Origin of the sequence: Azospirillum sp. B506, from assembly GCF_000333595.1 — a bacterium.
Taxonomy (GTDB): domain Bacteria; phylum Pseudomonadota; class Alphaproteobacteria; order Azospirillales; family Azospirillaceae; genus Azospirillum.
The window spans coordinates 1-14077 of record NZ_BADK01000512.1 but is presented as its reverse complement, the minus strand read 5'-3'; the positions used below and the strand labels follow the sequence as shown (position 1 = coordinate 14077).

General features: G+C 68.8%; 13 protein-coding genes and 1 pseudogene. 9 read left to right on the top strand and 5 right to left on the bottom strand.

The genetic code is table 11. The features are described from left to right. Window positions 1-3 precede the first annotated feature (3 nt). From I71_RS15420 to I71_RS15410, 3 genes are read left to right on the top strand one after another with little or no spacing between them, the layout of a single operon-like run. Window positions 4-165, top strand: a complete 162-nt coding sequence (locus tag I71_RS15420; protein ID WP_307188998.1) for an adenosylcobinamide-GDP ribazoletransferase — start codon at window positions 4-6, stop codon at window positions 163-165. Then, the gene (locus I71_RS15415; RefSeq protein WP_042695732.1) at window positions 162-806 is read left to right on the top strand and encodes a histidine phosphatase family protein; all 645 of its coding nucleotides are present in this window, start codon (window positions 162-164) and stop codon (window positions 804-806) included. The genes I71_RS15420 and I71_RS15415 overlap by 4 nt, the downstream gene beginning before the upstream one ends. A 52-nt stretch (window positions 807-858) precedes the next feature. After that, complete coding sequence (locus tag I71_RS15410) at window positions 859-1395, top strand: pyridoxamine 5'-phosphate oxidase family protein (protein WP_042695731.1); 537 nt, start codon at window positions 859-861, stop codon at window positions 1393-1395. Between the two features lie 110 nt (window positions 1396-1505). Here I71_RS15410 and I71_RS15405 read toward each other — a convergent pair whose 3' ends face one another. From I71_RS15405 to mtgA, 3 genes are all read right to left on the bottom strand, one after another. Further along, on the bottom strand, window positions 1506-2876 hold the full coding sequence (locus I71_RS15405) for a DEAD/DEAH box helicase (protein WP_042695730.1): 1371 nt from the start codon (window positions 2874-2876) through the stop codon (window positions 1506-1508). A 293-nt stretch (window positions 2877-3169) separates the two neighbouring features. After that, on the bottom strand, window positions 3170-3625 hold the full coding sequence (locus I71_RS15400) for a flagellar basal body-associated FliL family protein (RefSeq protein WP_244433858.1): 456 nt from the start codon (window positions 3623-3625) through the stop codon (window positions 3170-3172). Window positions 3626-3787: 162 nt separating this feature from the next. Further along, the gene (gene mtgA, locus I71_RS15395; RefSeq protein WP_042695728.1) at window positions 3788-4462 is read right to left on the bottom strand and encodes a monofunctional biosynthetic peptidoglycan transglycosylase; all 675 of its coding nucleotides are present in this window, start codon (window positions 4460-4462) and stop codon (window positions 3788-3790) included. A 112-nt stretch (window positions 4463-4574) separates the two neighbouring features. Between mtgA and I71_RS15390 the strand changes: the two genes are divergently transcribed. Then, window positions 4575-7340: an ATP-dependent DNA helicase gene (locus I71_RS15390; RefSeq protein ID WP_042695727.1), complete on the top strand. Its 2766-nt coding sequence runs from the start codon at window positions 4575-4577 to the stop codon at window positions 7338-7340. 39 nt (window positions 7341-7379) lie between these two features. Here I71_RS15390 and I71_RS15385 read toward each other — a convergent pair whose 3' ends face one another. Together I71_RS15385 and I71_RS15380 are read right to left on the bottom strand one after the other, a co-directional pair. Then, window positions 7380-9053, bottom strand: a complete 1674-nt coding sequence (locus I71_RS15385; RefSeq protein WP_148294249.1) for a methyl-accepting chemotaxis protein — start codon at window positions 9051-9053, stop codon at window positions 7380-7382. A gap of 400 nt (window positions 9054-9453) precedes the next feature. Beyond that, window positions 9454-10401 carry an AEC family transporter gene (locus tag I71_RS15380; protein ID WP_042695734.1) on the bottom strand — a complete coding sequence of 316 codons (948 nt, stop codon included), beginning with the start codon at window positions 10399-10401 and terminating at the stop codon, window positions 9454-9456. Between the two features lie 204 nt (window positions 10402-10605). Between I71_RS15380 and I71_RS15375 the strand changes: the two genes are divergently transcribed. The 5 genes and pseudogenes from I71_RS15375 to I71_RS15355 all read left to right on the top strand — a co-directional run. Then, on the top strand, window positions 10606-11031 hold the full coding sequence (locus I71_RS15375) for a tellurite resistance TerB family protein (RefSeq protein ID WP_042695725.1): 426 nt from the start codon (window positions 10606-10608) through the stop codon (window positions 11029-11031). 30 nt (window positions 11032-11061) lie between these two features. After that, a complete protein-coding gene (locus tag I71_RS40590) occupies window positions 11062-11283 on the top strand; it encodes an NAD(P)-binding domain-containing protein (RefSeq protein ID WP_042695724.1) in 222 nt (73 codons plus the stop codon). Window positions 11284-11362: 79 nt separating this feature from the next. Then, window positions 11363-11947, top strand: a complete 585-nt coding sequence (locus tag I71_RS39750; RefSeq protein ID WP_280109878.1) for an NAD(P)-dependent oxidoreductase — start codon at window positions 11363-11365, stop codon at window positions 11945-11947. Between the two features lie 174 nt (window positions 11948-12121). Next, window positions 12122-13723, top strand: coding sequence for a citramalate synthase (cimA, locus tag I71_RS15360; protein WP_042695723.1), 1602 nt, complete (start codon window positions 12122-12124; stop codon window positions 13721-13723). Window positions 13724-13874: 151 nt separating this feature from the next. Beyond that, a pseudogene (locus I71_RS15355) lies at window positions 13875-14077 on the top strand (preQ0 transporter); the annotation flags it as partial.

Below are 14077 nucleotides of genomic sequence, written 5' to 3'. Positions count from 1 at the left end.
GCCCTGCCGGCGCTGGCGGCCTCGCTTCTGGCGGTGGTCGCGGTGTCGGCACTCGCCCGGAAACAGATCGGCGGACACACCGGCGACGTCTTCGGCGCAGCGCAGCAGGTGGCGGAAGCGGCGGTGCTGCTGACCCTCTCCGCCCTCATGGGAGCATCGGCATGAGCGCGGCAAGCCTCATCCCCCTGACCGTCACCCGCTGGTGGCTGATCCGCCATGCGCCGGTCCACAACCCGGACAACGTGATCTGCGGGGCGAGCGACCGCGAGGCCGACACCGGCAACCGCGCGGCGGCAGCGGCGCTGGCGGCCAGCCTGCCCGCCGACGCCCTGTGGCTGACCAGCCCGCTCCGCCGCAGCCGGCAGACCGCGCAGGCGCTGTGGAGCCGCAACCCCCGGCTCGCCGGCACCGCCGTGGTGGAACCGGCGCTGTCCGAGCAGGATTTCGGCGACTGGGAGGGGATCAGCCACGACACCGCGGCCCTGCGCGACGCCGAGGCGGCGGCCCGCTTCTGGCGCGATCCGGCCCGCCATGCCCCGCCCGGCGGCGAGAGCTTCGCCATGGTGATGGAGCGCGCGGCCGAGGCGGTGGAGCGGCTGACCGACCTCCATGCCGGACGCGATCTGGTCGCGGTGATCCATGCCGGCAGCATCCGCGGCGCACTCGCGCTGGCGCTGGACCTGACACCGGAGGCGGCGCTGCGGCTGCGGATCGATCCATGGTCGCTGACCCGGATCGACCACCACCACACCGGGGGCGGGGCTTGGTCTGTCGGGGGAATGAATCTGCAGTGCGGAACTTTCTGACCGCCGCAGGCGTTCCCCAGTCTCCGTTGGGCTACCGAACGAGAGGCAGACCATGGTCCATAGCACCACCGCTGGCCACAGCCCCGACCAGGGCCCCGATAAGGGTGACGTCAAGAAGCTCTGGGAGATGATGAAGGGCGTCCAGGTCGCGATGATGACGACGCTGGACGACAACGGCCGGCTGAACTCCCGTCCGATGGCGACGCTGTCCCATGCGGGGTTCGAAGACGGCACCCTGTGGTTCTTCACCCGCGCCCATTCCGAAAAGGTGGACGAGATCGACCGCCACTGGCGCGTCAACCTCGCCTATTCAAACCCGGACAAGCAGGATTACGTGTCGGCTTCCGGTGTCGCCGAGGTCGTGCGCGACCGCGACAAGATCCGCTTCCTGTGGCGCGACATCATGAGCACCTGGTTCCCCCAGGGGCCGGACGACCCCGAGGTCGCCCTGCTGAAGGTGTCGGTCGATCAGGCCGAATATTGGGACAGCCCGTCCAGCGCCATGGTCTACGCCTATGGCTATGTGAAGGCGAAGCTGACCGGCCAGTCGCCGGATCCGGGTGACAACGCCAAGATCGCGTTCCAGTAAAGGCCGGCCGACCAAGCCAAGCCTACATGAAAACGCCCTCCCTGCCGACCGCGAGGCCAGCAGGGAGGGCGTTTTCATTCAAGGCGCAGAAGCGTCAGGGACGCTGCCGGTTACCAGCTCTTCGCACGGGCCGCCGGCTTGCCGTTGCCGTGGGCATCACGACGGGCATGGCCATGGTCCGGACGGGCGTCGCCGCGATGGTTGTCGTTGCGGGCATAGTCCGGACGCGGACCGCGCGGGGCATGCGGACCCTTGGACTCGCCGTTGCGGTGCCACGGCTTGCCGGCACCGCCACCCGGACGGCCGTTGCGGCCAGCCGGACGACCGGCACCACCGGTGGTGAAGGGGCGCGTCGGCTCCAGGCCGGGCACCACATGCACCTCCAGCGTCGCCTTCGTGTAGCGCTCGATGCGGACCAGGGTCTCGCGGTCGGCGCGGGCGGCGAAGGAGATCGCAACGCCCGAGGCGCCGGCACGGCCGGTGCGGCCGATGCGGTGGACATAGTCCTCCGCCGAACGCGGCAGGTCGAAGTTGATGACGTGGGTGATGTCGCGCACGTCGATGCCGCGGGCGGCGACGTCGGTGGCGACCAGCAGGCGGACCTGGCCGGTGCGCAGGCGCTGGAGCGTGCGGTTGCGCTTGGTCTGGTCCATGTCGCCGTGCAGGGCGGCGGCGGCATGGCCGGCAGCGCTCAGCTCCTCGGCCAGCGTGTCGGCATCACGCTTGGTGGCGGCGAAGATGATCGCCTTGCCGACCTCTTCCTGGGCGGCGAAATGCTGCAGCAGGCGGCGCTTGTGGTCGAGATCGTCGGCATGGTGCAGGCGCTGCTCGACATTCACCGAGGTCGCCTGGCTTTCGACGGCCACACGCTCCGGGTTGCGCAGCAGGTTGCCGGCCAGCTGCGCCATGCGGCGGTCCAGCGTGGCGGTGAACAGCATGGTCTGGCGCGTCGGCGGGCAGCACTTGGCGATGGTCTCGACATCGTCGAGGAAGCCCATGTCCAGCATGCGGTCGGCCTCGTCGAGGATCAGCACCTCGACCTCGTCCAGCGCGATGCGGCGGCGGGCGACATGGTCCAGCAGACGGCCCGGGGTGGCGACGAGAACGTCGACCGGGCGCGACAGCAGGCGCAGCTGCTCGCGGTAGGGCATGCCGCCGACCACGTCCACGATGTTCAGCTTCATGAACTTCGCGTATTTGCGGGCGGCGTCGGTGACCTGCTTGGCCAGCTCGCGGGTCGGGGCCAGCACCAGCACGCGCGGGGTGGCGGCGCCGTTCAGCGGCAGCTCGGCGGTGCGGGTCAGCGCCGGCAGCATGAAGGCGGCGGTCTTGCCGGTGCCGGTCTCGGCGGTGGCGAGGATGTCGCGGCCCTGGAGCGCCGGCGGAATGGCGGCCAGCTGGACCGGGGTCGGGGTGGTGTATTCGAACGCCTCAAGGGCCTTCAGGACGAGCGGGTGCAGGCCGAGTTCGGAAAACGACAAGTCGGATCAACCTTCTCAAAGCAACACGGCACGGCCCCGCGCGCCCCGATGGCGGGCGTGGGACATACCGGCGGACTCGCCGGGAGGAGGTCGATAGAGGGAGAGGCGTCTATCCGATGCAGCGGCCAAAGCGCCCCTAGAACACCGGGACGTTTGCCCCCGAGGGGGTTGCCGTTGCGCAATCACAGCGCGTCTCGCTCAAGAGACGCGCGAGCCTCCAGCGATCAAGACGCCCTACATAGGCTATTGCGCCGCACAAAACAAGACCGATCGCAGAAGGAGACCCGCGTGGTTCACTTGACGACCATGCGTTCGATGTAGATGTCACTGAACAGCCCGGTGCCCGCCTCGTGGTTCACCGCCTCCTTGATGCGTGCCTTCAGGATGTCGGCGGAGCCGGGGCCGGTCAGCGCCTCGCTGTCCACCCGGCTGACGGTCTGGAACAGCCGGTCGGCGATGCGGTCCTGATAGCGCAGGATGCGGTCTGGTTCGATTTTCGGCGCCAGCACCAGCGACACCTTCATCTCCACCGCCCGCGATCCGCCCAGCGGCACTTCGATCTCCGGCAGCTGCGCCAGCCGGGGTTTCGGCCCCATCCGCGCCTCGACCCGCCGCTGCTCCAGAATGCGGTCGAGCGCGACGCCGCCGCCATAGGCCAGGGCGGCCAGGGTGAACAGGGCGACCAGGACGACGATCAGGATGCGAGTCGGGTGCGCCGGCGCGGGCTGGGAGTCATGATGCGGTGCCAACTCGTCCCGCACGGGGGCAGGAGGCGGTGGCGAGAACAGGCTTCCGTGAAACGGACGATTCGTGGCCAATGGTCGGCCTCCTGCGGGCCGGGCGGCGGGAGCGGACATGAGTGTAGCGCAGTGGCGGTTAAGATTTTGTGGAGGGGGGGTGCCCGACACCCCTCACCGCACACAGTCCGCCAGCCCATCCCGCCGCACCACCGCCATCCGCCGCTCGATCACCCCGGCCCGGCGGGCGACATAGGCGCTTGGCCGGACGGGCGACCAGCTGCGCGGGCTGGGCAGGACCACCGCCAGCAGCGCCGCCTCGCGCCGGGTCAGCGCCGCGGCGGACTTGCCGAAATGGTGGCGGGCGGCGGCCTCGGCGCCATAGACGCCGTCGTCCCACTCCACGATGTTCAGATAGACCTCCAGGATGCGGCGCTTGCTCCACAGGCTTTCGATCAGCAGGGTGAACCAGGCCTCCGCCCCCTTGCGGGTCCAGCTGCGGTCGGGCCAGAGGAAGGCGTTCTTGGCGGTCTGCTGGCTGATGGTGCTGCCGCCACGCAGGCGCCTGCCCTCCTCGTTCTCCTCGAAAGCGCCCTCGATGGCCGCCCAGTCGAAGCCGCCATGGCCGCAGAAGCCGGTGTCCTCCGAGGCGATCACCGCTTCGACCAGGGCCGGCGAGATGCGGTCCAGCGGTTCCCAATCGCGCGACAGGCCGGAGCCGCCCAGCGCCCGGATCAGCATCAGCGGTGTTGCCGGCGGCGGCACGACCCGGTAGAGCGCTGCCCACAGGATGGTGAAGGCCGTCAGCCCCGCCAACCCGATCAGTGCCCAGCGCAGCAGCTTCCGCATAAAGTCCCGTCTCCGCTCGGCTCTTCCGGACGTCCCTCAATGGGGGTGAAGCGGCGGGCCGTCAACATCCGGCGCTCGCTTTGGAAGGGTCGGCCACCATATAGTGCCGCCGATGGACCTGACCGCCGATCCCCCCCCGATGCACAGCCTCGACGACGCGCCCGCCATGGTGGCCGGCGCGCGCCGGGTCGTGTCGCTGACGCTCGACGGCGAGGTGGAGGAGTTGTCGCTGGCCGCCGCCGCCTCGACGGTGCGCCGCCAGCCGCCGCTGGTCTGCCATGCCCGCGCCTTCGCCCGCCGGCTGGGGATCGACGGCTTCCCCGCCTTCGACGTGCTGGAGCTGTTCGCCTTCGTCCACCCGGCCCGCTTCTGCGTCCCCACCCCGCGCGGCATCGCCGAGGCGCTGGACCTCCCCACCCCGGAGGGACATGAGGCGGAGGCGCTGGCCCTGCAGCGCGCCGTGCGCCGCCTTCTGGGCGACCTGGGAGCCGCCGGGCGGGAAGAGGCGTCCGACCCCGTCGCCTTCGCCTGGGAGATGGGGCGGGCCGGCTGGCCCTGGGCACCCGCCGTGCTGGCAGCGCTCGGCAAGCCGGACGGGCCGGAGAAGGGAGCCGCCCGCTCGGGCCTGCGCGTCTGGACCCGCATCAAGGAGTGGGAGGAAGGCGCCCCGCCGCCGCCGCCCGCGCAGAATCCGGTGGACCCGGAGGAGGCGCGCCGCCGCCTCGCCGTCCTGCTGTCGGCCAACGTCCTGGGCAAGGTGGCGGAGCCGCGGCCGCAGCAGGCCGACTATTCCAGCGCGGTGTCCGCCGCCTTCGCCCCGCGCCAGCTGCCCGACACCCCCAATGTCGTGCTGGCGGAGGCCGGGACCGGCGTCGGCAAGACGCTGGGCTATCTGGCGCCGGCCACGGTGTGGGCGGAGAAGAATGGCGGGACGGTGTGGATTTCCACCTACACCCGCAACCTCCAGCACCAGATCGACGCGGAGCTGGACCGGCTCTATGCCGACCCGGCGACCAAGGCGCGCAAGGTGGTGCTGCGCAAGGGGCGCGAGAATTACCTGTGCCTGTTGAACCTGGAAGACGCGGTGCGTGCCATGCCCTTCCAGCCGCACAACGCCATCGGCGTCGGGCTGATGGCGCGCTGGGCGGCGGCGACGCGCGACGGCGACATGACCGGCGGCGACTTCCCCGGCTGGCTGGTCGACATCGCCGGGCGCGGCCCGACCATCGGGCTGGCCGACCGCCGCGGCGAATGCATCTATTCCGCCTGCGACCATTACGCCCGCTGCTACATCGAGAAGAGCGTGCGCCGCGCCCGCAGGGCCGACATCGTCATCGCCAACCACGCGCTGGTGATGGTGCAGGCGGCGCTGGGCGGCGGCGAGGAGCCGACGCTGCCCAGCCGCTATGTCTTCGACGAGGGGCACCATGTCTTCGACGCCGCCGACAGCGCCTTCGCCGGCCATCTGACCTGCCGCGAGACGCAGGAGCTGCGGCGCTGGCTGTTGGGAGCCGAGGAAACAGGCCGCAGCCGTGCCCGCGGTCTGAAGCGCCGGCTGGAGGACATCGTCGCCAATGACGAGGAGGCGCTGCGCCACCTCGACGACATCCTGATCGGCGCCCGCGTGCTGCCCGCCGACGGCTGGTCGGCGCGTCTGGCCGCCGACAACCCGCAGGGGCCGACCGAACGCTTCCTGCTGCTGGCCCGCCAACAGGTCTATGCCCGCACCGCCGGCCAGGGCGGCCCCTACAGCCTGGAGGCCGACAAGGCCTATCCGGTCGATGGGCTGCTGGAGGCGGCGGCGGAGCTGGAACAGGCGCTGGTCCGCCTGTCCGAACCGCTGGCGGCCCTGGCCCGCCGGCTGGCCCAGCGGCTGGAGGATGAGAGCGCCGAGCTGGATTCCGACCAGCGCCGCCGCATCGATGCGCTGTCGCGCAGCCTGCACCGCCGCGGCACCCTGACGGTGGAGGCGTGGCGGGCCATGCTGCGCACCCTGCCGACCGAAACGCCGTCCCACTTTGTCGACTGGTTCGCGGTCGAGCGGATCGACGGCCGGGACATCGATGTCGGGCTGTACCGCCACTGGGTCGATCCGACCGTTCCCTTCGCCGAGGCGCTGGCCGGCCCCGCCCATGGCTTGGTGGTGACCAGCGCCACCCTGACCGACGGCACCGGCGATGTCGGACAAGATTGGCGCGCTGCGGAGGACCGCAGCGGCGCCAGCCACCTGCCGGCCCCGGCGATCCGCGCCCAGGTCCCCTCCCCCTTCGACTACCCGAACCGGACCCGCGTCTTCGTCGTCAACGACGTTCGCAAGGACGATCTCGGACAGGTGGCGTCGGCCTACAAATCGCTGTTCCTGGCGGCTGGCGGCGGCGGGCTCGGCCTGTTCACCGCGATCAGCCGCCTGCGCGCCGTGCGCGACCGCATCGCCGAACCGCTGGATCAGGTGGGCATCCCCCTTTACGCCCAGCATGTCGACCCGCTGGACGTCTCCACCCTGATCGACATCTTCCGCAACGAGGAGCACGCCTGCCTGCTCGGCACCGACGCGGTGCGCGACGGGGTGGACGTGCCGGGCCGCTCGCTCCGCCTGATCGTCTTCGACCGCGTGCCCTGGCCCCGCCCCGACATCCTGCACCGCGCCCGGCGCGACGCCTTCGGCCGCCGCCGCTACGAGGACATGATCACGCGGCTGCGGCTGAAGCAGGCCTTCGGCCGGCTGGTCCGCCGGGCCGACGACACCGGCGTGTTCGTGCTGCTCGACTCCATGATGCCGAGCCGGCTGGCCGGCGCCTTCCCGGACGGGGTGGAGATGCGGCGGGTCGGGCTGAAGCAGGCGGTGGAGGAGACGGCGGAGTTCCTGCGGGGCTGGTGAAAGCGGGGGGAGCGAGGGTTCCTCCCTCCCCCGCCCCTATTACGCCGCGCGGACGGACGCCAGGAAGTCCTGGACTTCCCGGCTCAGCCGTTCGGCGTTCTGCGACAGCTGACCTGCGGATTCGAGCACCTTGCCGGCGGCGTTTCCGGTCGCCTCGGCGCTCTGCGTCACGCTGCCGATGTTGCCGCTGACCTGCTGGGTGCCCTGGGCCGCCTGCTGGACGTTGCGGGAGATCTCCCGCGTGGCGCTGCCCTGCTCTTCGACCGCCGAAGAGATGGTGGTGGAGATACCCTGGATCTGCTCGATGATGGTGGAGATGCTCTGGATGGCGGCGACGGTGTTGCGGGTCTCCTCCTGAACGGAGGAAATCTGCTGGCTGATGTCCTCGGTGGCCCGCGCCGTCTGGTTGGCCAGGCTCTTGACCTCGCTGGCGACGACGGCGAAGCCCTTGCCGGCCTCTCCGGCACGCGCCGCCTCGATGGTGGCGTTCAGCGCCAGCAGGTTGGTCTGGCTGGCGATGTCGTTGATCAGGCTCACGACCTCGCCAATCCGGTCGGCCGCGGCGGTCAGCTTGCGCACCAGTTCGTTGGTGTTGGCGGCTTCCACCGACGCGGTGTTGGCGACGCGGGCGGACTCGGCCACCTGCCGGGCGATCTCGCTGATGGAGGAGGACAGCTGCTCGGTGGCGGCGGCGACCGTCTGCACGTTGGCCGAGGTCTGCTCGGCCGCCGCGGCGACGGTCGAGGCGGCGGCCGTCGATTCGTCGGCCACCGACGACATGGTCTGCGCGGTGCTCTGCAACTCGCCCGAGGACGAGGAGACCGCGGTCACCATGCCCATGACCTTCTGTTCGAAGCTGTCGGCCATCCGGTTCATGGCGCGCTTCTGCTCCTCGGCGGCACGGGCCTTCTGCGCCTCCTGCTCCTGACGCAGACGCTCGACCTCCAGGGCGTTGGTCTTGAACACCTCGACGGTGCGGGCCATCGCACCGATCTCGTCATGCCGGGCGATGCCGGGCACCTCGACGGACAGCTCGTTGCCGGCCAGCCGCTCCATCACACCGCGCAGACCGTTCATCGGCCCGGTGATGCCACGCCCGATCAGCCATGCGGTCAGCATGCCGATCACCGTCCCGATCACGCCGACGACGATCACGGCACTGGTCGCCCAGCTGATGCGTCCGTTGACCTCCTTCGCCGTATCCGTGTTGAGACGGTCGACATAGGCTGTAGCGGCGTTGTTGGCTTCGGCATAGCGCTTGGCTCCGTCGTCGATGGAGACGATGGCGGCCTTGTATTCGCTCGACGAGGGGTCCGCCCCTTTCGCCTTCAGGTCGTTGAAGGCCCGCGCGCGCGCTTCGAAATCGACGATGGTGTCCTCGAAGGCACCGACCAGCCGGCGTCCCTCGTCGGTGATGAGCATGGACTTGACGGTCTGCAGTTGGGCACGGGCCTTGGCAAAGGCGTCGTCGCGGTTCTTGAGGTAGCTGCTGTCGCCGGTGGCCGCATAGCTCCAGGCCATCACGCGCCCCTGCCTGACGTTCAGGTAGGAGTCCTTCATCCCGATCACCACCGCCGACCGCTTCTGCGACAGCGCGGCGGAATCGCCGAGGTCTTCAAACTGGAACACCGCGAATATGGCCAACGCAACGATCATGGCGACAAGAAGCCCGAACCCTGCCGCAAGACGCGCCGAAATCTTCAACCCAGCCAACACCTTCTTCTCCGTCTGTGAAGAGTCTTATTTTTTCCGCGCCACGTTGGGAACACCAGTCTCACCAGCCCAATTGCGCTCATGGCCAAACAGTTCACTCCGCAATCAATTTAATGAATTGCCAAAATGACCGCTTCATCTGATATCTTACTATATCAGCGGTAAATAGAACGTCAACGCGCCCCAAACGCGAGACTGACACTTACTATTCTTTAATTTTTCACTTTATTGATCTTATTTATGAAATATCTTCCACTCAAGATTGATTTTTAAATCTCTGCATCGAAGGTCGATAATTGCTCTCCAAGTGACGGTCGCAATCTCAAGGATATTCTTTCAATGCCGTTCCGGCTATGCGGGTAATATATCCCTGCATTCCACAACAATATTGGCAAGCGGATCACCCGCCGGGGGCATAAACTGCCAGCAGCGCCGACAGCGTCACCACGCTCAGCACCGTCGACACCAGGATCGCCGAGGACGTGCGCTCCACATAGGTCTGGTATTGGGTCGCCACCACGAAGGTCAGGGCGCCGGTCGGCAGTGCGGCCAGGATCACGGCGCTGCCGGTCCAGAAGGGATCCATCGGGAACAGCGTCTGCGTCAGCACCCAGGCCAGCGCCGGATGGACCAGCAGCTTCAGGGCGCTGATCCAACCCGCCTCCGCCAAGCCGGCGGTCAGCCGCTGGGAGGCCAGGAACAGGCCGATGGCGAACAGCGCACAAGGGCCGGCGGGCGACCCCATCAGCTCGCAGAAGGTGGCGATCGGCTTCGGCACCGCCACGCCCGGCAGCAGGGCCGACCAGGTGAGGCCGGCGGCGGTGGACAGGATCAGCGGGTTCTTCGCCAGCGCCCGGCCGACATCGCGCAGCGCCTTGCCAAGCCCATTGCCGTGGCTGTTGGCGAACTCCATCCAGATCACGGCGATGCCGACCATGATGGCGCTCATGATGACGGTCGCCAGGATGGTGGGGGCGAGCCGGTCCGGCCCGAAGGCGGCCAGGAACAGCGGAATCCCCATGTAGCCGGTGTTGGAAAAGGCGGAGTTCAGCCCCTGCATGCACTGGATCTGCGTGCGCTCCCGATGGAGGAGGCGGCCGATCACCGCGCCCAGCGCATAGACCAGCAGCATCGATCCCAGGAAGGCGCCGATGAAGGGGCCGTTGAAGATCTCCGGGATCGACCGCCGCGCGGTGCCCAGGAACAGCACCGGCGGCAGCGCCATCCAATAGACGAACCTGTTCAGTGCCTCCGACGAGGCGGCACCGAGCAGCTTCGACTTCCCGGACAGGAAACCGGCAAGAATGATGGCGAATACGGGAAAAGCGACATTGAGCACGACGTTCATGGCGCGCAACAATAGGCAGACCCAACCGTCGCGTCGAGCCGCCGACCTCCCCGCGCCAAGCATGGCACCTTTGACGCCGCTCCTGTGGCGTCAACGTCAGACAACGCCGCCTGGGCGGCGTGAGACGCCAAGCTTGACGGCGCTCCGGCGGCGTTCGAGATTGCCGACCTTATACGCGACCACTCCTTGAGGGGAGACCGCCCCATGAGAAAGCCGACCGACTCCATGATCGACCACCACAGCGCACTCATCTACGTCATGGTCCTGGTGTCCGCCTGCGACGGCGACATGACCGACCTTGAACTGGAAGCCATCGGCGAGAATGTGCGCTACCTGCCGATCTTCAAGGATTACAGCGGCGATCAGGTGATGGCCGCCACCCGCGAATGCACCGCCATTCTGTCCGACAATGACGGGCTGGACACGGTGCTGACCATCATCGAGCAGGCGCTGCCCTCCAAGCTGCGCGAGACCGCCTATGCGGTCGCCTGCGACATCGCCGCCGCCGATCCCAAGGCCTCGCAGGAGGAACTGCGCATGCTGGAACTGATCCGCCACCGGCTGGGGGTCGACCGCCTGTGCGCCGCCGCCATCGAACGCGGCGCCCGCGCCCGTCACATGCGCCTGTGACAGTTCCCCGTTCTTTCCGAAAGCTCCGACATGACCGAAGACACCCCGCGTCCTGACCTCGCCGGCCGGCGAATCGGCTTCATCGGGCTTGGCCTGATGGGCAAGCCGATGGCCCGCGCGCTCGCCCGCGCCGGCGCGGAGCTGGTGGTGACCAGCCGCAGCCCCGGCCCGGTCGCCGAACTGGCGGCCGAGGGGATGATCGCCGCGACCGGCCCGCCGCCGTCGCCCGTCAGGCCGACACCATCGTCCTGATGCTGACCGACACCGTCGCGGTGGAGACGTTGGCCGAGCTCTGCTGCCGGTCCTGCGTCCCGGCCATCTGGTGATCGACATGGGCACCACCGCCGTCGCCGCCACCCGGGCCCTGGCCCAGCGGGCCGCCGCCGCCGGGGCGGAGTGGCTGGACGCCCCCGTCTCGGGCGGGACCGTGGCCGCTGAAGCTGCGGTGCTGACCATCATGGCCGGCGGGTCCGAGGCCGCCTTCGCCCGCGCCCTTCCGGTGCTGCAGGCGATGGGCCGCCGCATCACCCATGTCGGGGCCAGTGGCGCCGGACAGATCGCCAAGTCCGCCAATCAGGTCATCGTCGCCCTGACCATCGGCGCCGTGGCGGAGGCGCTGGCGCTGGCCAGGGCGGCAGGCGCCGATCCGGCGAAGGTGCGCGACGCCATCCGCGGCGGCTTTGCCGAATCCCGCATTCTCGATCTGCATGGCGGGCGCATGGTCACCGGCGATTTCACCCCCGGCGGCCGCGTCACCACCCAGGTCAAGGATCTGCGGCAGGCGGAGGAACTGGCGCAGCAGTCCGGCATCGACCTGCCGACGCTCGGCCTGTCGCTGGAACTGTTCGAGATGCTGGTCGAACAGGGAGACGGTGCGCTGGACCATTCCGCCCTCTACCGCCTGTTCGCCCGCTGACCCCGGAAGGCGGAGCGCAACGCTCCGCCATTCCCTTCCGTTGCGGCAAAGCCCCGCTTTCCGCAAGTTTCTTGTCAAAACGGTTGAGGATAAGCGCCGCATCGTCCATTCTCCCGGCTTTCCACAGGGTGGCAAACCGGTGCCTATCCCTTTGTCTTGACAGGTCAGGCGGCGATGACGGGCGAGCGCATCTATCTCTACGACACCACGCTGCGCGACGGGGCGCAGACCCAGGATGTGGATTTCTCGGTCGCCGACAAGATCGCGATTGCCAAGGACCTCGACCGGCTGGGCATCGATTACATCGAGGGCGGCTGGCCGGGCGCCAACCCGACCGACGACCAGTTTTTCGCCGAGGCGCCGGCGCTGAGCCGCGCCACCTTCACCGCCTTCGGCATGACCCGGCGCCCTGGCCGCAGTGCCGCCAACGACCCGCAGTTGGCCGCGCTTGCGCAGTCGCGCGCCAAGGCGGTGTGCATGGTCGGCAAGAGCTGGGACTTCCATGTCGATGTCGCGCTGAACATCCCGCGCGAGGAGAATCTCGACCTGATCCGCGACAGCATCGCCGCGCTGCACGCCGCCAAGGGCGAGGCGCTGTTCGATGCCGAACATTTCTTCGACGGCTACAAGCGCAACCCGGCCTATGCGGTGTCCTGCATCAGGGCCGCGTTCGAGGCCGGTGCGCGCTGGATCGTGCTGTGCGACACCAACGGCGGCACCCTGCCGCACGAGGTCGACGCCATCGTCCGCGAGGTGGTGGAGACGCACGGCATCCCCGGCGACCGTCTGGGCATCCACTGCCACAACGACACCGAGAATGCGGTCGCCAACTCGCTGGCGGCGGTTCGGGCCGGCGCCCGCATGATCCAGGGCACCATCAACGGGCTGGGCGAGCGTTGCGGCAATGCCAACCTCGTCTCGCTGATCCCGACGCTGATGCTGAAGATGGGCTACGAGACCGGCATCCGGCGCGAGGATCTGCCTCTCCTGACCCAGCTGAGCCGCGCCTTCGACGACCGGCTGAACCGCGCGCCCAACCGCCACGCCCCGTATGTCGGCGCCAGCGCCTTCGCCCACAAGGGCGGGCTGCATGTCTCGGCGGTGGAGAAGGACCCGTCCTCCTACGAGCATGTCGCCCCCGACGCCGTCGGCAACCGCCGCCAGATCGTCATGTCCGACCAGGCCGGCCGCTCCAACCTGATCGTGCGGCTGCGCGACATCGGCATGGCCGTGGATGCGAAGGACGAGCGGCTGTCCGGCCTGCTCGATCTGGTGAAGCAGCGCGACAGCGACGGCTATGCCTACGACACGGCGGAGGCCAGCTTCGAGCTTCTGGTCCGCCGCGAACTGGGCGAGGTGCCGCGCTTCTTCGAGCTGCTGCGCTTCCACGTCACCGACGAGCGGCGCTACAACGCGGTCGGCAGGCTGGTGGTGGAATCGGAGGCGGTGGTGCGCGTGCGCGTCGGCGACATCGTGCGGATGGAGGTGGCCGACGGCAACGGCCCGGTGCATGCGCTGGACGTCGCCATGCGCAAGGCGCTGGAGCCGGCCTATCCGGCGCTGGCCAAGGTCAGCCTGTCCGACTATCGCGTCCGCATCCTGGCGGCCAAGGACGGCACCGGCGCCATGCCGCGCGTGCTGATCCGCAGCGCCCGGACCGACGGCGCCGAATGGTCGACACTGGGCGTGTCCACCAACATCATCGAAGCCTCGATGGAAGCGCTGGTCGACAGCTACACCTACGCCCTGATGAAGGGCGACGCGGCTCCGGTTTGACGGACCGGGGGGAGTACCCACGCGGCACCTTCCCAGCATGGCGATGTTCTGATAGCTAGAGCGGTTTCTCGGGGCGCTCGCATTCACGCGGGGCCGGCTCCGGTCATCAGCGCCCGTATTGCCGCGGGTCCGCTCTCGGAGGATCACCGCCATGCTCTGGCTCGCCGCCTATATCGGCAGCATTCTTGCCATCAACTTCGCCTTCAGCCTGTATCCGCACCTGGATCTGGTCTGGTCCTGCTGGGGCGGCCTGATCTTCATCCTGCGCGACATGGTGCAGGTGCGCCTCGGCCACTGGGCGCTCGCCGCCATGCTCGGCGGCACCGTGCTGTCCTATCTGTTGACCGATCCCTT